A 21,689-nucleotide genomic window follows, 5' to 3' on the forward strand; every position below is an offset into this window, starting at 1 on the left:
TTTGAGCTATGCAACAATGTCACTAAAAGCTAAAAAATAATAATTAAAGACGAGTCTGTAGTTTTTTCCCTCTTGTTCTATCTTCTAATTTGGTTTGAACCGTTTTTTTAACCGCTTCAAGCCTTTTTGTTTGGATTCCCTCTTTACCTCGATGTTTTAATAATGTATTACCAATTTTTACGCTTCCCTCTATAATACTTTCTGTTTTATAAAGCTTAGTTAAATTATCCGATGAAATTTTTTCTACAAAGTAATTTGATATGTTTGATAACCCTATTTTTTTACAAAAATTTGCCATCTTGTAATATACTTTATCTTTACCGATTAAATCGGGAGTGGTGAGGTTTATAAGTTTTGTGGTATCTTCGATATTCTTTTTATAATCTGGGTCACTTTTTATAATATTAATATCTTGATCGGTAAGATATTGTTCTTTTTTTAACTTACTCATGACTTTATCATAAAATTCTTCTACTTTTTTGTCGGATACTTCTTTACCTATCACCTGTTTTGTAAAATCATGAACTAAAGATTCTAATTTCTCTCCGACAACTTTATCTTGGGTACGCATTGCTGCTGCAGGATCAAGATTTTGTATAATTCTTGTGTTTTTTGTAACTGAAACTTCTTTTTGTTCCCATTCTCCTTTTGGATTTTTTTGCCATTGTTGTTCTTGCACTATTTCTTGTTTAGAACCCTTGGAAACTTTAATTTTATAATCATTTTCATAAGCCCAATCTAGTGCATTTTTTCCTTCGATTTGAATATTATTATGAGCTGCATATTCAACCGGGTCTTTAATAGGAGAATTCGCAAATACTTCTAACCAACCGCCTTGTTTAAATTCAGGTAGTACGTTACTAAACTTCGTTACTATTTCAGCACTTTTGGCAACTTCCTTCATGTTAGTAAGATTTTCCCTTATATTATCCTTATAGAATTTTCTTAAATCATCAAAGTTGTTAATTGTAATAGCTGCGTATTCGTTATCTTTAAATTTTGCGAGTCCGGTAATTCCTTTTGGATCAAATCCGGATTTTTTTAACTCATCAATTTTTTGATCAACTATCGCCTCCATCTGTTTTTCATCAAATTGCTTTATCATTTGATTTAGTGATTCACTATATTTATTAATACTAAATGATAAATTACCTGCTTTAATAGCAGCTCCATATCCAACACCGGGATACGAAAACATTGCGGATGTGGATTGAACCATAGCACCAAAATCTTGATGATATATTATAAAAGATCTGCCGTGATCAATTTTATTTACTGTTTTGCCGTCTTGTACCATTAAATTACCTGCGTGGTAATCTCCTTCTCCTAACATATGACAAGCCGCTATTACTTTTTCAAACCCTTCTAATTTCTTTAAATTTTTATCATCTGCTCTAACTCTAGTTGCACCTGCTAAACCTGAAAATTCGGCAAGTTGTACAACATTATTAAAGAATTTAGAACGTACATAAAGTGAATTTTGATGTTCTTTATCAGGTTTTACTAATTCTTCTTTAGGAGCTTGATCATACAATAAAAATTGATACATGGTAGAGCCTATTAACTCCTGCACACCATCTCTACGATCGTTAATAGCCTGTTTTCGTTGTTTCTGATCTTTTATTTTTAAGCACTCATTATGAGTTTTATAAAATTGTTTTAAGATAAAAATATTACCGGTTCCATCCTCTTGAGCGACATATCCCGCAGATATACCGGCTTGTTTAGCTCCTTTTTCTATAAATTCACTTTGCGAAGCAATTGTTTTATCGCGCAGCATATTTTCAACTTCATTAAATTTTGAGTTTTTAATATCTCTTTTTTTTAACTCATCTAACTCTGCTTGAAGTTCTCTTTGATTTTGCTCAATTAATTTTTGTGTAAGCAATTCTTCACGAGTTTTATTTTCAGCCATATGGATTAATATTTTATGTGATAATCTTAAGACCCTACCATAATAATTAACTCAATTCAAGTGCTGCTTCTTCTAGGGTTTTTAGTTGGTCACGTAATTTTGCCGCTTGTTCAAATTCTAGATTGCCGGCAGCGGCGTACATTTCTTTTTTAAGTTTTTCGATATGGGATTTTAATTTAGCCGGGTTGTCAAATAACAAATGGGTTTGTTTTTTATCTTGCAGTTTATTATCTACTTTCTCTAGCTCCATTAAGGCATGAATAGTGCGGTTAATAGTTTTCGGGATTATATTATTTTTCTTGTTATACTCTTCCTGAATATTCCTTCTACGTAAAGTTTCACTAAGAGCTTTGTCGATAGATTTAGTCATTTTATCGGCATAAAGTATTACTCTGCCTTCGCTATTTCTGGCAGCCCTGCCGATAGTTTGGATTAGCGACACTTCCGAGCGTAAAAATCCTTCTTTATCGGCATCCAAAATCGCCACTAACCCGCATTCAGGAATGTCAAGCCCTTCGCGGAGTAAATTTATCCCGACTAATACGTCTATCGTCCCTTGCCTTAAATCCCTTAAGATTTCAATACGCTCAAGCGTATGAACGTTAGAATGTAAATAAGATGTTTTGTAATTTAATTCCTGCAAATAGCTAGTTAAATCTTCTGCCATTTTTTTAGTAAGGGTAGTAACTAATACCCTAAAACCTTTCTGCAGGGTAGCCTGAATTTCTCCGACTAAATCCTCTACTTGATTACTTGCCGGTTTTACTATACATTCCGGATCGAGTAGACCGGTTGGTCTAATAATTTGCTCGATTAAATTGTCGCCTGACTCTTGGAGTTCAAAAGGCGACGGTGTCGCCGATACAAAAATAGTTTGCGGTCTAAAAGCTTCCCATTCTTCAAATTTTAAAGGTCTATTATCAAGAGCGGAAGGAAGGCGGAAGCCATGCTCGACTAATACTTCTTTTCGCGCCCTGTCACCGTTATACATCGCTCTAATTTGCGGTACCGATACATGACTTTCATCAACGAATAATAACGCATCTTTCGGAAGATACTCAAATAAAGTCGGCGGTGGGTCGCCGGGTTTTCTGCCGGTAAAGAGACGAGAATAATTTTCAATACCTTTGCAACTACCGGTTTCGGTTAACATTTCTAAATCATATTGCGTACGTTGATTAAGTCTTTGAAATTCTAACAATCTATCCTGGGATTTTAAGAAAGTTAAGCGTTGTCGTAATTCATCTTCAATTTGCAAGATAGCTTTTTGTACTGCTTCTTTCGGCATGACAAAATGCGAATTACCGTAAATTATAGCTTTATCAAGTTTTGCCAGCTTCTCACCGGTCAGCGGATCAAATTCGTGAATATGCTCCAACTCATTACCGAAAAATGACAAACGCCAAGCTCTCTCGCTATAGTGCGAAGGAAAAACATCAATATTATCGCCTTTTACCCTAAAAGCTCCGCGCTCAAAACCGATATCATTACGCTCATACTGCAAATTTACTAAATCATTCAGTAATTTATCTCGCGGATAGATTTCGCCGGGCTGTAAATTAATCGTCATTTGATAATAAAGATCGGGCGAGCCGAGACCGTAAATACAGGAAATAGAAGCGACGACTATTACATCCCGACGTTCAAGCAATGACCTAGTGGCGGAGTGACGGAGTAAATCTATCCGTTCGTTAATAGAAGAGTCTTTTTCAATGAAAGTATCCGTCCGTGCTATATAGGCTTCAGGCTGATAATAGTCGTAATATGAAACAAAATACTCGACGGCATTCTGCGGAAAAATCGATTTCATCTCTGAATAAATTTGTGCGGCAAGTGTTTTATTATGAGCCATAATAAGTGCCGGTCTGCCGGTTCTAGCAATGATATTTGCCATAGTAAAAGTTTTACCGGAGCCGGTAATGCCTAGTAGCATTTGAGAGCGTTCCTTAGCTGCCAGTCCTTTGACAATCTTATCTATCGCTTTCGGCTGATCACCCGCTGGTTTATATTCTGATATAATCGAAAAATTATTCATCTATTTACTTGATTTAAAAATTATCGTGCTAGATAATAACCTAAAATTATATAAAAAAATATACTATTATGAATAAAACTATTTTACATACCGTTATTATTTATACGCTTGCTCATTGCCCTTTTTGCATTAAGGCGAAAGCATTACTTGACGACAAGCATGTTGCTTATCAGGAAATAGCAGTTGAGGATTTTACCGAAGAACAACGTGAAATATTGATAAAAAAAGCCGGCGGCAAAAAAACCGTTCCGCAAATATTTATTGATAATGTGCATATCGGTGGATGTGACGATTTATTCGCTCTTGAAAAAGAGGGAAGGCTGGATAAGTTGTTAGAAGGTCAACCGAAAAAAGTTCCCTCCGCCGCTCTTGAGGGTTAATAGTTATTGTGGGAAGGCGCTGTTGCGTGGACCGGGATTAACACTTTTGATGTCATTCCCGCCTATGCGGGGCGTTGTTGCATGGCTACCAGAATCGTCATTGCGAGGAGGCATTTATGCCGACGTGGCAATCCAGTTAAACATATTTTTATACTAAACTTGTTTAGTATTCTAATTAAATCCCTCATTACATTCGGGATAGCCTGGATTGCCGCAGCCACTTCGTGGCTTCGCAATGACGAGTTTTTTATTAATTTTCGAGCCATGCAACAACGCCGCCTTTAGCTAGAAATGACACACGGCACTTTTTTAGAGCCACGCAACAATGCCCCACGTGGGAATGACATCCTAATATCTTTTTCCTTAAACCGATAAGCTCAAAAAATATAACAATAACAACCTAAATAATGACTGAAAAACCTTTAAAAAAGAATGCATTTTCTTCTCTTCTACCCTATCTATGGTCTAAAGATTTTAATATTCGCTTGCGTGTTATCGCCTCGCTTGTTTGCCTAATAATAGCTAAAATAGTCAATATATTAGTTCCGATTGTCTATAAATATGTAATAGACGGATTAAATAATAATATAGCTCTATCGGTAATTATCGGTCTGATTATTGCTTACGGCGGAACAAAAATATTTACGCAAATATTTAGTGAGTTACGTAATTTTATTTTTGCGAAAGTAGGGCATCAAGCCACACGTTTAATTGCTCTAAATGTGTTTAAGCATATGCATAATCTTAGTATGCGCTTTCATCTGGATCGTAAGACCGGCGGGCTTAGTAGATCGATAGAGAGGGGGACTAAGGGCATTGAGTCGGTGCTGCGTTATTCGTTGTTTAACATCATTCCGACAAGTGTAGAAGTGATATTAGTTTGTGCAATGCTATGGTATGTTTACGGTATTTGGTTTGCGATAACTATTTTAGTTACGATGATTGTTTATACTATTTATACTTTTTCAATTAGTCAGTGGCGGATTTCCTTTGCAAGAGAGATGAATCAGAGCGATAACGTAGCTAATAATAGAGCAATTGATAGTTTATTGAATTTTGAAACGGTTAAATATTTCGGTAATGAAGAATATGAAGCTAAAAAATTTGATGAAGCATTAGTAACATATGAAAAATCCGCTGTAAAAACTACTACGAGCCTGTCTATTTTAAATATCGGTCAAGATGTTATTATATCACTTGGTCTAGTTAGCCTTATGATGCTTTCCGCTATTGCCATCGAGCATAATAAAATGACGGTCGGCGATTTGATTATGGTTAATTCTTATCTTTTTCAATTATCTATTCCGCTGTCTATGCTCGGTTTTGCTTATCGAGAAATCAAGAATGCTATAATTAGTATGGAAGATATGTTTCAGTTACTGGATATCCCGGCTGAAATACAGGATCCTCCTACTAGTGCGATATTTGAAATATCAAACGGGGTGATAGCTTTTGAAAATGTAAGTTTTGCTTATAACTACGAGCGACCTATTTTGCATAACATAAATTTTACTATTGAAAGCGGTAAAACTTTGGCTATTGTGGGTAGCAGCGGGGCGGGTAAGTCAACAATCTCGCGGTTACTTTTTAGATTTTACGACGTAACAGACGGAAAAATTACTATTGACGGGCAGGATATAAGAGAAGTTACGCAACAATCACTGCGAGGAGCTATCGGGATCGTTCCGCAAGATACCGTTTTATTTAACGACACTATTTATTATAATATTGCTTACGGTAATAACTCCGCTTCATATGATGAGGTCTTAAAGGCTTCCGCCAATGCGCATATTCATGAATTTATTACCTCGTTGCCGGAAGGATATAATGCAATGGTAGGCGAGCGGGGGCTTAAACTTTCCGGCGGAGAGAAGCAACGCATTGCCATTGCTCGAACTATCCTTAAAAATCCGTCAATATATATTTTTGATGAAGCTACCTCTTCGCTTGATACTAAAACCGAGAAGTTAATTCAAGCTAGCCTTAAGGAAATCTCAAGCCACCGCACCACCTTAATCATTGCCCATAGATTATCGACAATTATCGATGCCGATGAAATTATCGTTATAGATAACGGCTATATAGTAGAGCGAGGGAATCACCGAACTTTATTAACACAAAAAGGTCGTTACGCCGAATTATGGTATAAGCAGCAGGAAGAGGATATATTGGACAGATAGTAAAGCGTCATAGCAAGGCGATATCAATATTATTGCGTGGATGGTTAAAATCACTTAAAATTGTCATACCGTGGTCAAGCCCACTACTGTACGAACGTTGAAAAAAGGCTGTGTCATGCCGTGACTTGATCACGGCATCCAGGAAAATAAAGCCATATTAGACTTATTTTAGAATCTTTTTATGATATTATAAGCTGGATTCCGTGGTCGTAGCCACGGAATGACAGAATTTTTACCTCTTTATTTAAACGTTCGTACAGTAGTGGGTCAAGCCACGGTATGACAGTTTCGCAGGAATAACATCGTTACTTATACTTCATAAATCATAGAGCCGTATTTGGTTGTTTTAGCGTAATTCTGCATTGATTTTGCTACAAGTTCATACCAACAATTTTCGGGTACAGTGTCATCTCGATCGCTTGATACAAGCGAATTTTTCTGGATTCGCCTGTACTCACGTACTCTAGTACGGTAGCTTAGCTCTCCCTTAAATTCATCTTGTCTGAAGCTTTCTGAATTTAGCTGTATTTTCCGTTTATTACTATAGCCGCAAATAATTAAACGGTCTTCCGCTCTAGTCATAGCAACGTAAAGTAGCCTAATATATTCTTGTATATCTTTTTGTCGTTCTTGTTCCTTTAAATTTTTGAAGAAATCAGGGCTATTACTAGTTTGCGTAGAAAAAAACATTTTTCCCTCCTCAGTCCAGATAAATTTGTTTTTGTTAATAGGCATTATAGTATTATCGCATAATATAACAATCGGGGATTGCAGACCCTTAGAGCCGTGGACGGTCATTATTCTTATTTTATCCGAATGCTCAATATCCCGTTTAATTTTAATGTCGTTATTTTCAAACCAAGCTACGAAGCCTTGTAAAGAATTATCAATTTTATGAGCATAATCAGCACTTAAAGAAAGCAATTCATTTATAGCGTCATCACTATCCGCTCCGTTGGTGATATTTAAAATTTCTCTTAAATTTAAATTATTAATTACTGAAATAAAAAAATTTCCGGCATTTGAAGTTTGATAGATGTCTATCAAGTAACTTAATTTTTCATATATATTTTTATAAAGTAAAATCTTATCAAATAAAGTTGCCCATAATGAATTATTACTGCGGCTTAAAGCAAGCTCGTATAATTGTTCTTCGCTCATACCGATTATCGGCGATTTAAGGAGGCTTGCCAGATTTAAATCGTCATCCGGTAATAAAACAAATTTAGCTATTGCCGTTAAATCCATTACCGATAAGTTTTCTTTTAGCGTTACCCTGTCACTGCCTTCTACCTTAAGCCCTGATTGTTTAAGGTGATTTATTAATCCATTACTAAACTCGTCTCTTTTTCTAACCAAAATCATAAAATCCCTTTCCGTTATTTCTTTACCGGTAGAGGGTAAAATCTTTCTACTCTCTATTTGCTCTTTTATGAAATCAGTTACCCTATGAATAAGTAGCTCGGCGGGTGATAGTGATTTATTATAATCTTGCGGGAGCGGCCAAAATAATTCTTCTTTTTTATCTGCGACAACTAACGGCCATAGTTCAACACTGCCGCTATGGGATTTATTAGCTTTACGGAATGAAGAAATAAAAGGATTATCCGAAATAAACAGCCTAGGGTTATCGATTTTTATTTGTTTTAAAACTTTGTGAACAACATATAAAATTTCTTCGGTTGACCTATATGACCATTCCAGCGTAATATTTTTAAATTTTTTATTAGCTGCAACTAGATTATTTTTTAAAATATCATTAACGCTATTAAAAACAGTAAGGTTAGACCCTTGAAAACTAAAAATTGATTGTTTTTCGTCTCCAACTATAAAAATACTGCTATTAGGTCCGGAAGCGGCATTAAATTCTGTTATGATTGCGCTAATAATTTCCCATTGCGAAGGGCTAGTATCTTGCGCCTCATCAACAAGTATATGATTTATTTCACCTTCTAGCTTATGTAATAACCATCCCTTATTATCACTATTAATTAATAATAATTTTGTATAATAAATTAAATCGTCATAATCGAGGAAGTTATTATCCAGCTTATATTTCTCATATTTTTTAAGGAAAATTTGCGCGAGTTTAGTAAGTAAATCGGAATAATAAGTTATTTCTTCTATTTTACTTAATTGATCTAACCTATAAACTTCAACGCTAATATTTTCAAGTTTTGCTAGCAACTCCGGATATTGCTTTTTTAATTCGCCTGATAAAATACTCTTCCGTTTACTGCCTTCTTTAGTAAAAAATAATTCTTTCGGGTTAATAGTTAAGGAATATTTTACCAATAAAGATTTCACAGTGTCATAAATAGTTGATAATTGCTTAAAGGCAGATAACTCATTATGTAGTTCACTGTTCGTAAATGAAGAGTTGTCATGCCGTGGCTTGACCACGGCGTCCAGTTTTTTAGAGTTTTTTCTGGACCTAGTTAGCAAGCCACGGGGTGACAACTCCAAGCCTTTTGTGTAAGAGCATACTTCCGCAGGCTCTAACGTAAATAATTTTTTAAATTTGATTTTCTGCGTTATTATTTCATCAAAAATATCTTGTATGGTCGTTTCATGAAAATTGGTAAGCAAAAAATTAATAAGAGAGTAATGTTTAGGGTTTAAATAAATCTCGCTTTTTATTTTCAGAAAAATATCTTGTAGTAAAGAGTCATCAAGAATTTGGAACTCCGGCGTTACACCGGCTTCAAGCGGAAAAGATTTAAGGATTTTTTGACAAAAGGCATGAATAGTATAAATATTTAGAGGCGATTCGGTATTTAATAATCTAGAATATAAAGTTTGAGCATTAGCTGTTTCATTAGCTGAAGGCTTTTCTCCCGTTATTAAAAAAAGCTCCTCCTCTAATTTACTTACATCTGCAAGGGCAAAATTTTTGAGTTTATTACTAATCCTTGTTTGCATCTCTAAAGCAGCAGCATTAGTAAAAGTAAGGCAGAGAATATTTTTAAATTCCGTTCCTTTAATTAATAACCGTAAAACACGATCGGTTAGGATTTTTGTTTTACCTGTACCGGCAGATGCCGCCACCCAAACAGAATATTCAGGGTCTGATGCTTGTCTTTGTAAATCACTCATATATACTCAGATAGAACTTCAAAAATTTGTATACTCTGGAGTTCATCTCTCAAAATACAAACAATTTCTATGTCATTCCTGCGAGGTGTTGTTGCGTGGATACCCCAAACGTCATGGCGAAGCCACGTAGTGGCTGTGGCCATCCAGGCTATCCCGAATGTAATGAGGGATTTAATTAGAATACTAAACAAGTTTAGTATTAAATTTATTTAACTGGATGGCCACGGCACCAAGAGGTGCCTCGCCATGACGATTTAGGCATCCACGCAACAATGCCTACAGCAACTCGCAATGACGATATCTATCTTTAATTAGCAATGCCAAATTTTTTATATTTCTTTGTTCCACCATTTTTCCCTTTCTTGTGGTAACTCTGAATTTAAGGCTTCTGTTATTTCTGTCGTTTCTGCAAGATATTTTTTGGATTTTTTCATAGCGGCAAAGCTTTTTATAATGCCGGCTTGTTCAGTTTGAAACTGAAAATTACTTAGCTCATGTATAACAGCCTGACGAATAAACTCGGTTCGAGATACTCCGAGCTTTTTAGCAGCTTCACTACTAGCTATTGCTATATTGTCCGGTAAAGTAATAGATAAATTTGTCATATTATATTCTAATATCAAATTACATATGAAATATAATACTAAATTTTTATAAAAAAGGCAACGCTAACCTTTTAAAATTTATTTTTTATATTTCATTGTTTTCTCATTTTTAATATTATATAATAATCATTATATTTATTTAAATTATATAAATCTAAAAATTATGTTACCGAAAAAAAGTTATATTGATACAAATGGTAAAATTTCTATTCCAATTAAAATTAGAAAAAAATTAAATCTTAAACCTGGTGATGAAGTTTTTATAAAATGTAAGGAACATGAGTTAGTAGTTACCACTTTTCAAGCACCTTTAGAAAAAGCCCGAAGCATAATAGAAAAATATACTAGTAAATCATTAGTTGATATACTTAATACTATGAGAAAAGAAGATGCAAGCAAAGAATAAAGTACTATTTGATGCTTCAGCACTTTTGGCTTTAATTAAAAAAGAACCGGGTTATAAACAGTTAGAAGATTTACTTGCTTCTTCGTGTATTTCTGCAGTTAATTTAAGTGAGGTTGTTAGTGTATTAATGCGAGTCGGGATACCTCAAAATAAAATTGAGGAAATAGTAACCGAAATAATTCCTGAAATAATACCGTTTACATATCAGACAGGGCTTGTTACCGGTAATTTAATTGCAAAAACTAAAGAATTTGGCTTATCTCTAGGAGATAGAGCTTGTATTGCTACAGGAATAGTTGAAAATATGGTAATTTATACTACTGACAAGATATGGCAAAAATTACAGTTAGATAATTTAACGATTGTTATAATACGTTAATTAGGCTCTGTGAACAAAATTTAAATTAATATATTTTAGTTCTTTTTATACTTCCAATTATAAGATTTTTTTGAAATAAGAATAACTATTCCTGCAAAAATCTTATTAATTATCGCACCTAAACACCTCAAAATATAAATAATTTAAATTTTGTTCACAGAGCCTAAATCTTCTTACTTAAATTAATGGAAATATGACAAATTAGCTTAACTATTTTGCTAATTACCGGTGCAAGGAAAGCTTTTTCGCTATCATTGATTATAGCAGTGTTTTTGTGCGCAATTTCGTCAGCTTGAAATTGTGTTATGTTATTTAGTAATTCCGTATCGATATTCTTTAAATAATCTATCTGCTGTTGATAATGCCCCTCTATTACTTCTTCAACCGCCTGAGTTATCAGCATTGCGGTTTTAGGACCGAATATAGCCGATCCCGCTCCTAGCAAATAACCGAATTGATGCCAGAAGAATATTAAAATTGTTGGTCTAATTTGCCGTTTTAGTAATTCATCGGTAAAATAATTTAAGTGTATTTCTTCTTGCTCAAGCATTTCTGTTATTAATGCATAATCAGTTGAGGATTTTGTATATTTTAATTGCCCTTGGTAAATTCTTTTTGCACCGTATTCGCCGGCGTGATTAACTCTAATAATTTCTTGTATACTCTTCTGCTTTGAAGAATTGGCTCCGTAAAACTTCGGGGGGTTTGCGTACTCACCTATTAAGTATAGGCTCCGTGCGCTCACTCCTTGTTTTACGTTCCAATTATCCAAATCATTTGAGTATAGTTTATTATAGGGTTCAGAAAAATCAGGTCTCGGCATATTAATAACCTCAATTACAAATTTGTCGGTATAGTTTTTGATGTCATTCCCGCGCGGCAATGGCGTTGGTTGCGTGGCTCAATATTTTTGCACAGCAATTCGATGTCATACCGAGGCCCCTCCCACGGTATGACATCGTACTTATAATAACCATAATACGGTAAATTATGAGCCATGCAACAACACTCCGCTTTTAGCTAGGATGTCATCACAACGCGCATTCTTCAAATTAATCGAGTATACAAATTTGTTGGTATAAGTCAAAACTAGCGGGTCTTAATTTAAAATCAACTTCGGCTTGCTGCAAGATTGCTAAAGTTTTTATACAATCTTGCAAACTAACTTGATTAGCGGTTTGTTTAAAGTCGTTAATATATTGGTAAAAAATCGGTGGCGAGAGCGATTTTATCGCTAAATCAAGCTTTTCGCCGTTTGCTACTTTTGATAATACTATATATAAATTTAAATAATATCTAATTAATGCCCGAATGATTAGGACTTCGTTAATATTTTGTTTTTTTAATATAGTAAGTTCATGCAAAAAATTATCGTAATCTTTTTTAGCAAAATAAATAGCTAAATCACTGCCGTTTGCCATAATCTCGCCACTAATTACAGCTTTTACGTCTTGTAAAGTAATTTCTTGTTTATCAAAAGCAAAATTTATTAATTTATCAATTTCATTACAAATTAATCCATGATCACCCTTTAAGTGAGTTTTTAAATAAATAAGTGCTTCTCCCTTGATAGTTTTCGCTGCCTTATTAAATTCATTTAATATTAGTTTTTCGATTTTCTGCTCGTTGTCATGGTAACAGGCAATAGCAGCTAATTGCTCTTCCGTTTCAAAAAATTTTTTAATAGTTGAACTAGCGGCAATTTCATCGCCGATAAATACCGGCAAATGAAAATAGTTGCCGGTAAGAACCGTTTTTAAACTTTTATCAATGGAGTTCGTTACCGATCTTATTTTGATTAATTCTTTTTGACCGAAAAAATTCCGTGAGTTAAGTAACATCTCTAAAGAAGAAACATTAAGATTTGCATACTCCATAGAGGTTTGTAACATAGCGAATTTTTTGATTAACAACTTACAAATTTTATCTATATAACCTTTATCGGGACCGTAAAGTAATATAGCTTTAATTTTACCGGTTAAGATTAACTCAAATAATTGATTCGTCTGAGAAATATATAGTTTCATGAAGCCCTTATATTCTTAGCAAAATATAAAATTAATCTACTACGAATTTCTTCGGCTGCTTGATGTGCTAGTTCTATTTGCGTTTCCTCTCTCTCGACATCAGAGGCATAAGGCATAAAAATTGTATTATATGAAGTAGTTTGATAAAATTTTTCTGAAATTAAAATTTTATTGGTTTTAATATCAATTAATTGATACTTAACGAATTGATTTATAGATTCCCGTAAAACATTAGAATTTTTTTCTATAGTTGCCGGCATACTTATATTGCTAAATTGGACTCTTAATAGATATTGTGCTTTTGTCGTTTGCGGTAGAATACTAACAAGTCGGTGATAAAATTCCGCTCCGTCAACAGATCTTATCGGCTCAACATCAATAGCATTTAATTCATTATGCAGAAATTGATTATTATAATATTTTTCGCTATATACGGGCTTTAAAGTGCAAGAACTCAAAAAAAATATTAAGCCGGAAAATATTAAGTTGATGATGACCGGTAAACAATGCATAAGTTTCAAATTATTTTTATATATATATTAATACTAGTTTCTTACGTCTACAACAATTTTCTCTATCAATATCTAAAGTTACGACAATATTATAAGAAATATTAATAATATTGTCATATATAATTAATATTTGTTGACATATGGATATATATAGCTCTATTTTGTGCATCTTAAATTAATAAGAATTTTAAATCGATAGGAAGGTGTATTAATATGTTATTTGATTCTTTACTTAATTCTCAAAGAATTAGTCGCAACAAAATTTTTAGTATTATTAAGGATGCTCCTAGGATTATTAGTAAATTGAAAGAGAAAGCTTCAAACTTATTCTCTGACAATAAAAATGAAACACCTCGTAATAAAATAGTTGATACTACCGCTACGGAATCACTTGGAAGTAAAGAGTCGGATTATTTAGTAGTGAATCACGATGATGAACCTATTTATGAGAAGATTATTGATCCTACTACGACATTACCGGCTAACACGGTAACAGGAATAGCGGTTGCCGATAATAGCTCATCTTGTGGAATAATTAATTATAGTAGACCTTCTAATTTTACTTTTTCTTTTTTTGCAGGTAACGCATATAAAAAGATTAAAGAAACATTTAGTTGGGTAAGTGATAAAATATTTCCTGATTCTAAAGCAAAAAAAGAAGTGAAGTTGTTTGAGGAAGAAGATAGTCTATTTAAAGGGTTTTTCCCGGAAGTTAAAATTGATAATGATGGATGTGTCTTAGCTGTTAATAATGATCGGGATTTTTTTGAATCACGTAATATTCCTACCGTAAAAGAAGATAAAGGCGTTAATTTAGGTACTATAGATAATGTCCTTAAAGAAGCAGAGATATTTATGTATAATAAGGGATATTATTTGATACATAACAATGATGAATTTCTAAAGCCTTTTGTACAAAACGATCTTAACAAATGTAAAAAGATTAATATAGTAGACGGTAAGATTACGGTAGTGCAGCAGGATTTAGATAATGTAAGGTATGTAGATGAGAAGATTGATATAATGCAAGCAAAATTAAATAATGTAAATGCTAAAAAGATTGCAATATATTTAGAAAGCGGCAGTAATAAATGGTATGCCTTAAGCAATTACGGTTTGAATAATAAAAATGTAAAAAAAGAGGAATTAACTAGTATTCTCAAGGAATGTGAGGTAATTGCTCACAATAATGAATTTTATATATTACCAAAAAGTATAAAAATGCCTTATGGATGTAAGAAAATTAATATGGTAAACGGTAAGATTAATATAGTACAAACGGATTTGGATAATGTTGAAAAGGTGGCAATATATTTTGAGAAGGAGACTGAAAAATGTTATGTCTTAAGTAACGGCGGCTCAAACGGCAAAAATATAAAAAAAGAAGAATTAAATATTATTCTTGAAGAATTTGAAATAATTGATGTTAATAATGCATTCTATATATTTCCAAAAAATGCAAAATTGCCTGAGGCATGTAAAAAAATCAGTATGGAAGGCGGTAAAATTAAAATAGTACCGGCAGCTTTAGATAATGTAACTGTTAAAGCCGTTCCCTCTATTGATATAAAGCAACAAGATGAAGAGGATAAAGGTTATGATTCAGATGTGGAAGAAAATGACGATCTAATAAATGAAGTTACCGCTCAACCGGTAAAATATGATAATACTCATGAAAATGAGGATAGCGATTATTTCTCTGATGATTGTGACTCTGAAAGAGAAACAATTTACTTTAATCATACTGAATATGAAGCTCCGATACAAGGCGACGTACCGATGTTGGTTACTGAACTTTAATAACGCGAACTATGGATAAGTTTTTAAGCTAAAACTTATCCATAGTTGAGGTTTTAATAATTTCCTTTCTTCTTATATTTATTCCTCTACGTCATTATTAATGCCCAGAAGTTCTAGAGCTTTCTCTTGTAGTTCTAAAAAATACTGTTCATTTATTTGATGATCGTTTGAATCCTTTCTATATTTGCCAAACCCTTCAATTCTACCTTGATCTAAAGCTGTCTTATTCCACTGATCCTTTGCATTAATTAATGTTGGCTTAGCTTCAAGTAGTATTTTAAACATTTCTAGGTCTGCTATACCTAACACTGCGGAATGTAATACTGTTAAATCTTTAATAGTTAATATGTCAATTAATTCCGGTTTCAATGTTAAAATCTTTTTAACAAATTCCTCTTTTCCCTGTTCCACTGCTATATGTAAAATATCAGGGTATTCTACAAATAATGATTCAATTGAATCTTTATTTGTTTCTTCGTTTTTAATTAAAGTACGAAATTTATCCAATATTTCATCATTATTTAATTGTTTATCTTCCGGTTTTTTAAATTCTAACACCTCATCATCTTCTGAACTTGGATAATTTAATGATTGCTTATTTTCCGGGCTTGCGGTCGATGGGTTTAAAGGTAGGATCGGTACGTGAGGTTGATTGCGCATTAATTCTCCTTAAATTTTAATTAATTATAGATACAGCGTCATCTCGATCGCTTAATACAAGCAAATTTTTCGACATTCGCCTGTACTCACGTATTCTAGTACGGTAGCTTAGCTCGTCTTTAAATTTATCTTGTCTGAAGCTTTCTGAAGTTAGCCGTATCTTAAAATTTAAGAGATTCTAAACTAAAGCAAAATACTATTATGATTAATTAGGTTGAATTTCTTATTTTAAAGTTGTTAATTTGACGCAGTTATTGCTCGCTAGGCAAATGGTGCTTGTATGTATTAGATTCTTGATGTCATTCCCGCGCAACAACGGTCTATGCCGGAATAACATCGACTACGACTTTTAAACAGCTTTGAGTTATACTAGGTTATTAACCCCTTCAATTTATATATTATTTCTAACGCCTCTTTAGGGGAAAGCGAGTCAGGATTAATATCTCTTATTTCTTCCTCTAATTTACTTAAAGGCTCTGCTTCTTTAATGGGAGGCGATAAAGTGAATAAGCTTAAATTATTTGATTCGGTAGATAAGATATTTTTTCCTTTGTTAGTTGCTGTTTTTTCAAATTTTGCTAAAATTTGATTAGCTCTATTGATAACACTTAGAGGTAAGCCGGCAATCGCAGCTACATGAATCCCGTATGATTTGTCGGCCGCTCCTTCTATAATATTATGCAAAAATAAAACATCCTTTCCCGATTCTTCAATAGCAATAGTATAATTTTGTAAAGCCGGCAGAAAATTATTCATAATAGTAAGCTCGTGGTAGTGAGTAGCAAAAAGACAGCGGCATTTTAGTTTATCGTGAATATATTCCAGCACCGACCAAGCAATCGATACCCCGTCGTAAGTAGATGTGCCTCTGCCTACTTCATCAAGTATAATTAAAGAATTCTTAGTTGATTGTGCAAGAATTGCCGAGGTTTCAAGCATTTCCGCCATAAAGGTTGATTGCCCTTTCAGTAAATCGTCCGCTGCACCTATCCTACTAAATATTTTATCTACAATGCCTATTTTAGCGCGGCTAGCGGGTACAAAACAGCCTATTTGGGCGATTACGGTAATGATTGCATTTTGTCGCAGAAAAGTACTTTTCCCTGCCATATTCGGACCGGTAATTAACCAAATTCGTTTATCTTCCGCTAAAGAGCAATTATTATTTACAAAATTCTTGCTATCGCGAAGTAGTGCTTGCTCTATTACGGGATGGCGTCCTTTGACGATCTCAAAACTTTGATCCTCGGTAAATTCCGGTTTAACGTAATTATATTCATCGGCGATATGCGCAAAATTGCAAAATACGTCGAGACCGCTTAAAGAACTTGCCAGCATTCGTAAAAATACGGTTTTATCAACTATTTGCCGACAAATATCAGCGTATAATTCTTGTTCTAAACTAATTGCTAAGCTTCGGGCATTTACCAAATCGCTCTCGAGTTTTTGTAGGTTGATAGTAGTATATCTGGCACTATTAGCCGTAGTTTGGCGATGAATAAATTTGGGGTCTAGTATTTTATTAATATTTTTGGTAGTGATATCAATGAAAAGCCCTATAACATTATTATGGGATATTTTAAGGGTGTCTATACCGGTTTCACGTCGATATTGCTCTTTTAATTTTTCTATATGTAATTTGCCGTTATTAATTAAATCGTATAATTCCTTTACGCGCGGGTGATATTCGTGTTTTATTATTCCGCCGTCATTTAAATTATTCGGCGCATCTTCCTTAATTGACTGATCTATTAAGTCATATAATTCTTCATCTCCCGATAAGGCTTTAATAATTTTTTCAATAAAGGGCGGTAAATTAAGACCGTAATGACTAAAAAATATTCCTTTAATTTGCAAAGCTGCATCTAACGTATATTTAATATTTAACAAATCACGTCCGGAGCTACGATTCATGGTAATCCGTGTTAGACAACGCTCTATATCACCGGTTTTTTTCAATATTCCCCTAATACCACTAGCTATTTCTAAGTTAGAGTGGAAAAATTCCGTAATATTAAGGCGATGATTTATTTTGGTAATGTTAGTTAGCGGGCTAGATAGAAAATTATATAATAAACGGCTACCGGGTTTAGTAACGGTGCGGTCAAGAGTGCTTAGTAAACTTCCCTTGACGTGACCTGACAGGTTAGAGACAATTTCAAGATTACGTCTTGTTGCAAAATCAATTGTCATATGTTCCGACAGATTGACGATTTTCGGCAGCGGCAAACGCGGGATATGTTCTTTTTGGGTTAAAGACAAATATTCTAAAATACTACCGATACTACTAACTTGTCGGTCGGATATTTCGCCGATGGCTTTAACATCCTTGATTTTATAAAAATCTAAAATAATTTTTTGACATTTGTTGAAGGCAAAAAAACTATCGACTTGGTAGGTGATTCTCAAACCTAATTGTTTAGAGATATTGCCGGCAAGCTCGGAAGACCTTAAATTTTCGCTAAGTAAAATTTCTTTCGGCTTTAGCCTCGCCAACTCATTTAAAATGTCATTTTGCGGGATATTAATTACGGAGATTTGCGAAGTAGAAAGATCAACGTAACAAATTGCCGCTAAATCCTTATTCTTGAGCAAAGCAAGGCTAGCCAAGTAATTCGGTTCGCTTGCTGAAATTAACGATTCTTCGATTATCGTGCCGGGCGTAATAATGCGCGTGACGTTTCTACTTACTACTGCTTTGTATCCGTCACGTTTTTTAGCTTCTTCCGGTGTTTCTAGCTGCTCGCAAATAGCAACGTTATAATTTTCTTCAATTAATTTTGTTAAATATGTCTCAAGCGAATGGTACGGCACGCCGCACATCGCAATATCTTCTTCACCGTTTTTACCTCTTTTTGTTAATGCAATGCCAAGCACGCCGCTTGCTAAAATTGCGTCTTCGTAAAACATTTCATAAAAATCACCCATTCTAAATAACAACAGACAATCCAAATGAGCAAATTTAATATCTAAATATTGCTGCATCATTTTGGTTGCAGCATCGTAATTATATTTTTGTTTAAAATCGAGAAGGTTCATTTTGTGTTGCCTGTAAGTGAAGAATTGATAAACGAAGATTAATTTGAAGAGTTGCCATACCGTGGCTTGACCCACTACTGTACGAACGTTGAAAAAAGGCTGTGTCATGCCGTGACTTGATCACGGCATCCAGGAAAATAAAGCCATATTAGACTTATTTTAGAATCTTTTTATGATATTATAAGCTGGACTGAAGTGGTCGTAGCCACGGAATGACAGAATTTTTACCTCTTTATTTAAACGTTCGTACAATAGTGGGCTTGACCACGGTATCCAGCGTTATCGTCATCCTGAATTTATTTCAGGATCTACTCAAAAAGATGCTGAAACAAGTTCAGCATGACTTTTTGTTTCTGGATGCCGTGGTCAAGCCACGGCATGACAACAAGGGTACTTTTACCTATTCACGCAATAATGATATTATATTTTGCATTCACTTTATCTTTGATAATCGCACGCTATGCCTGCCGCCTTCAAATTTAGTAGTTAAAAAATTATCGATCATCTCATAAATTATTTTAGGGTCTAATATTTTGCTTCCTAGAATTAATATATTAGCGTCATTATGAGATCGCGCTCTTTTTGCCGTAAATAGGTCAAAACAAAGTGCTGCTCTTATTTGGGAACTTCTATTAGCTGCAATCGACATACCGATGCCGGTGTCGCTAATTAGAATGCCAAGGGGAGCTAATTCCTCGATAATTCCGTCTACAACTTTTTTTGCATAATCAGGGTAATCAACTCTTTCCGTATTATTAGTACCGTAGTCATAAACAGATAAAGATTTTTTTTGTAAATAATTAATAATTTCACTTTTTAATTGATAACCTGAGTGATCGCTAGCTATTACAATATCGTAAGTTTTCATAATTGATTTTTTTGATGGAAAATAATGATAAAAATTATATACTATGCTTAATTTGTTGCCTAATAAATAATTTCGGTAAATATATGATATCTCGCGTTATATTGCTTTTTTTTGCGGTAATTTTTGTTATCGCCTGTGTTGATCAGCCTGCTGCACCTATTGAATACGGGGGAGAGGCAAGCGCATCCCGTAACCTTGTTAGTAGTAATAAGAATGAGTCTACTAGATTATCGGAAAGTGATGAAGGAATAATAGTCCGCAAAAATATTGATGAGGATATACAAGAAAAAACAGCAGGTGTTTTAAAAGAATCGGAGCAGGAGACTATAGAGGAAGCGGATGATATAATTACAGTGCCGCTCGCACGAGATGATAATAAAATAATTTATCATGAGGTTCAAGAAGGGGAAACATTAGAATCTATTGCGAGGGATTACGAACAAAATCTTAAAGCATTAGCAAGCTTTAATGATTTAACTTATCCGTATATTTTAGATGAATCACAGATTATTAAAATTAAAGTTAGTAATGAGCTGCTAAATAAAAAGAATAAAGAAAATACTGGCAATTTAAATGTGGATAATAAACTAAATTTTATCAAACCGGTGGAAGGTGAAATTATTACTAATTTTGGTGAAAACACGCAGCACGGTCAAAGTAAAGGGGTAGATATTGCGGCAAAAGAAGGTAGCAGCGTTAGATCGGTGGCTAGCGGCAAAGTAGTATATTCCGGTTATGATAAGCAATTCGGTAATTTACTGATAGTAAAACTAGATGCTAGTAATCTATATGCCGCATATGCCCATCTAAAAGAGGCGATACCTAAAAAAGGCGCTTCGGTGGTTAAAGGTGATGTAATCGGTTATGTAGGACATACCGGTAATGCTAAAACTGCTCAATTGCATTTTGCTATCCGCGCAGGTAAAATTGCCGTCGATCCGGCTAAATATGTACCGTTAAACTAAATGACGGAAAATTTTTTTACCCTTAATAGATACGGTAGCCCCCAAAGGATAGAAATAAGAAGAAGTAATAAAGCCCGAAATATCAGTATAAGGATTACTCATAAAGGGGCAGAGTTGGTTTTACCCTTTAAAGCAAATCCGGAAAAAGGTTATAAATTTTTGCTAAGTAAAGAATCTTGGATTAGGCAAAAATTACGAACAAAGGTAACTTTGGTCGATGCGGACAACGAAAATATTCCTATTTTAGGTAAAATTTACAAAGTGGTTTATACTTTATCAAATAATCATACTATAAAATTAAATTGTGATACGATAGAATTACATACTACAGAAACGCTTAAAAAAACAACTTTACAAATTTTTCTTAAAAAGAAATTATTAGAGGAAATAACTGAAATAGTAAATACCATATCTAGCAAACATAAATTAGCTTATTCCAACCTTAGAATTATGGATAATGTGACTAGGTGGGGGAGTTGTTCAAGTAAAGGCAACCTTGCTTTTAACTGGCGGATAGTTTTTGCGCCTTATGAGGTGCTGCAATATTTAGTCGTCCATGAGATGTCTCACTTGCAAGAAATGAATCACGGTAAAAATTTTTGGGACTTAGTAGCAAATATCTACCCGGAATATATAGCGGCAAAATTATGGTTAAAGAATAACGGTAAGAATTTATATAATTATTTGAAATGATGATATTGTTGCATGGCTTGATAAAGTAGCATTATGTCATTCTAGCTAAAAGCGGGAATCCAGACTTTTCTTTGTCATGCTGAACTTGTTTCAGCATCTACTAAAAGATATCCTGAAATAAATTCAGGA

Annotated in this window: 21 protein-coding genes and 2 pseudogenes; 9 read left to right on the forward strand and 14 right to left on the reverse strand. The window is 33.9% G+C overall.

The annotated features are described in order from the left end of the window. Positions 1-43 precede the first annotated feature (43 nt). Together AAGD64_RS02660 and uvrB are read right to left on the reverse strand one after the other, a co-directional pair. Positions 44-1,909 (reverse strand): annotated as a pseudogene (locus AAGD64_RS02660) (hypothetical protein); the annotation flags it as partial. A 52-nt stretch (positions 1,910-1,961) separates the two neighbouring features. Continuing rightward, entirely contained in the window at positions 1,962-3,950 is a 1,989-nt protein-coding gene (gene uvrB / locus AAGD64_RS02665; protein WP_341793757.1) for an excinuclease ABC subunit UvrB, read from the reverse strand. Positions 3,951-4,018: 68 nt separating this feature from the next. Here uvrB and grxC point away from each other — a divergent pair, with 68 nt between their 5' ends. After that, complete coding sequence (grxC, locus tag AAGD64_RS02670; protein WP_341793758.1) at positions 4,019-4,330, forward strand: glutaredoxin 3; 312 nt, start codon at positions 4,019-4,021, stop codon at positions 4,328-4,330. Between the two features lie 62 nt (positions 4,331-4,392). On the opposite strand, the gene AAGD64_RS02675 is transcribed toward grxC, so the two are convergent. Continuing rightward, positions 4,393-4,596, reverse strand: coding sequence for a hypothetical protein (locus AAGD64_RS02675; RefSeq protein WP_341793759.1), 204 nt, complete (start codon positions 4,594-4,596; stop codon positions 4,393-4,395). Between the two features lie 141 nt (positions 4,597-4,737). On the opposite strand from AAGD64_RS02675, the gene AAGD64_RS02680 reads away from it, so the two are divergent. Then, positions 4,738-6,510 carry an ABC transporter ATP-binding protein/permease gene (locus tag AAGD64_RS02680; protein ID WP_341793760.1) on the forward strand — a complete coding sequence of 591 codons (1,773 nt, stop codon included), beginning with the start codon at positions 4,738-4,740 and terminating at the stop codon, positions 6,508-6,510. Positions 6,511-6,517: 7 nt separating this feature from the next. Here AAGD64_RS02680 and AAGD64_RS02685 read toward each other — a convergent pair whose 3' ends face one another. Both AAGD64_RS02685 and AAGD64_RS02690 read right to left on the reverse strand, forming a co-directional pair. Next, entirely contained in the window at positions 6,518-6,643 is a 126-nt protein-coding gene (locus AAGD64_RS02685) for a hypothetical protein (RefSeq protein WP_341793761.1), read from the reverse strand. A 401-nt stretch (positions 6,644-7,044) separates the two neighbouring features. Further along, positions 7,045-9,606 (reverse strand): annotated as a pseudogene (locus AAGD64_RS02690) (UvrD-helicase domain-containing protein); the annotation flags it as partial. 69 nt (positions 9,607-9,675) lie between these two features. Between AAGD64_RS02690 and AAGD64_RS02695 the strand changes: the two are divergent. Next, entirely contained in the window at positions 9,676-9,819 is a 144-nt protein-coding gene (locus AAGD64_RS02695) for a hypothetical protein (RefSeq protein WP_341793763.1), read from the forward strand. Positions 9,820-9,935: 116 nt separating this feature from the next. Here the strand turns inward: AAGD64_RS02695 and AAGD64_RS02700 are convergent, their stop codons facing one another. Then, positions 9,936-10,211: a ribbon-helix-helix domain-containing protein gene (locus AAGD64_RS02700; RefSeq protein WP_341793764.1), complete on the reverse strand. Its 276-nt coding sequence runs from the start codon at positions 10,209-10,211 to the stop codon at positions 9,936-9,938. Between the two features lie 163 nt (positions 10,212-10,374). Between AAGD64_RS02700 and AAGD64_RS02705 the strand changes: the two genes are divergently transcribed. Then, positions 10,375-10,617, forward strand: coding sequence for an AbrB/MazE/SpoVT family DNA-binding domain-containing protein (locus AAGD64_RS02705; protein ID WP_341793765.1), 243 nt, complete (start codon positions 10,375-10,377; stop codon positions 10,615-10,617). After that, positions 10,601-10,996, forward strand: coding sequence for a type II toxin-antitoxin system VapC family toxin (locus tag AAGD64_RS02710; RefSeq protein ID WP_341793766.1), 396 nt, complete (start codon positions 10,601-10,603; stop codon positions 10,994-10,996). The genes AAGD64_RS02705 and AAGD64_RS02710 overlap by 17 nt, the downstream gene beginning before the upstream one ends. Positions 10,997-11,159: 163 nt before the next feature. On the opposite strand, the gene AAGD64_RS02715 is transcribed toward AAGD64_RS02710, so the two are convergent. From AAGD64_RS02715 to AAGD64_RS02730, 4 genes are read right to left on the reverse strand one after another with little or no spacing between them, the layout of a single operon-like run. Next, on the reverse strand, positions 11,160-11,819 hold the full coding sequence (locus tag AAGD64_RS02715) for a demethoxyubiquinone hydroxylase family protein (RefSeq protein ID WP_253307953.1): 660 nt from the start codon (positions 11,817-11,819) through the stop codon (positions 11,160-11,162). A 14-nt stretch (positions 11,820-11,833) separates the two neighbouring features. Beyond that, complete coding sequence (locus AAGD64_RS02720; RefSeq protein ID WP_341793767.1) at positions 11,834-11,995, reverse strand: hypothetical protein; 162 nt, start codon at positions 11,993-11,995, stop codon at positions 11,834-11,836. Positions 11,996-12,048: 53 nt separating this feature from the next. After that, positions 12,049-13,023 (reverse strand): DNA polymerase III subunit delta, encoded by a 975-nt coding sequence (gene holA / locus AAGD64_RS02725; protein WP_341793768.1) that lies wholly within the window; start codon positions 13,021-13,023, stop codon positions 12,049-12,051. Continuing rightward, complete coding sequence (locus AAGD64_RS02730; RefSeq protein WP_410526080.1) at positions 13,020-13,535, reverse strand: hypothetical protein; 516 nt, start codon at positions 13,533-13,535, stop codon at positions 13,020-13,022. The genes holA and AAGD64_RS02730 overlap by 4 nt, the downstream gene beginning before the upstream one ends. Positions 13,536-13,748: 213 nt before the next feature. On the opposite strand from AAGD64_RS02730, the gene AAGD64_RS02735 reads away from it, so the two are divergent. Then, a complete protein-coding gene (locus tag AAGD64_RS02735) occupies positions 13,749-15,335 on the forward strand; it encodes a hypothetical protein (protein ID WP_341793769.1) in 1,587 nt (528 codons plus the stop codon). 78 nt (positions 15,336-15,413) lie between these two features. Here AAGD64_RS02735 and AAGD64_RS02740 read toward each other — a convergent pair whose 3' ends face one another. The 3 genes from AAGD64_RS02740 to AAGD64_RS02750 all read right to left on the reverse strand — a co-directional run bounded on the left by AAGD64_RS02740 (position 15,414) and on the right by AAGD64_RS02750 (position 19,158). Then, a complete protein-coding gene (locus tag AAGD64_RS02740; RefSeq protein WP_341793770.1) occupies positions 15,414-15,995 on the reverse strand; it encodes a hypothetical protein in 582 nt (193 codons plus the stop codon). Positions 15,996-16,364: 369 nt separating this feature from the next. Further along, the gene (mutS, locus tag AAGD64_RS02745; RefSeq protein ID WP_341793771.1) at positions 16,365-19,034 is read right to left on the reverse strand and encodes a DNA mismatch repair protein MutS; all 2,670 of its coding nucleotides are present in this window, start codon (positions 19,032-19,034) and stop codon (positions 16,365-16,367) included. Beyond that, positions 19,015-19,158 carry a hypothetical protein gene (locus tag AAGD64_RS02750; RefSeq protein WP_341793772.1) on the reverse strand — a complete coding sequence of 48 codons (144 nt, stop codon included), beginning with the start codon at positions 19,156-19,158 and terminating at the stop codon, positions 19,015-19,017. The genes mutS and AAGD64_RS02750 overlap by 20 nt, the downstream gene beginning before the upstream one ends. A gap of 88 nt (positions 19,159-19,246) precedes the next feature. Between AAGD64_RS02750 and AAGD64_RS02755 the strand changes: the two genes are divergently transcribed. After that, the gene (locus AAGD64_RS02755) at positions 19,247-19,546 is read left to right on the forward strand and encodes a hypothetical protein (RefSeq protein WP_341793773.1); all 300 of its coding nucleotides are present in this window, start codon (positions 19,247-19,249) and stop codon (positions 19,544-19,546) included. Here the strand turns inward: AAGD64_RS02755 and rpiB are convergent. Next, positions 19,468-19,902: a ribose 5-phosphate isomerase B gene (gene rpiB, locus AAGD64_RS02760; protein WP_253307947.1), complete on the reverse strand. Its 435-nt coding sequence runs from the start codon at positions 19,900-19,902 to the stop codon at positions 19,468-19,470. The genes AAGD64_RS02755 and rpiB overlap by 79 nt on opposite strands. A gap of 83 nt (positions 19,903-19,985) precedes the next feature. On the opposite strand from rpiB, the gene AAGD64_RS02765 reads away from it, so the two are divergent. Then, positions 19,986-20,867, forward strand: a complete 882-nt coding sequence (locus AAGD64_RS02765; RefSeq protein ID WP_341793775.1) for a LysM peptidoglycan-binding domain-containing M23 family metallopeptidase — start codon at positions 19,986-19,988, stop codon at positions 20,865-20,867. Then, complete coding sequence (locus AAGD64_RS02770) at positions 20,868-21,560, forward strand: SprT family zinc-dependent metalloprotease (RefSeq protein ID WP_341793776.1); 693 nt, start codon at positions 20,868-20,870, stop codon at positions 21,558-21,560. Positions 21,561-21,689 lie beyond the last annotated feature (129 nt).

The sequence above is a fragment of the Rickettsia endosymbiont of Ceutorhynchus obstrictus genome, assembly GCF_964026565.1.
Classification (GTDB): Bacteria; Pseudomonadota; Alphaproteobacteria; order Rickettsiales; family Rickettsiaceae; genus Rickettsia.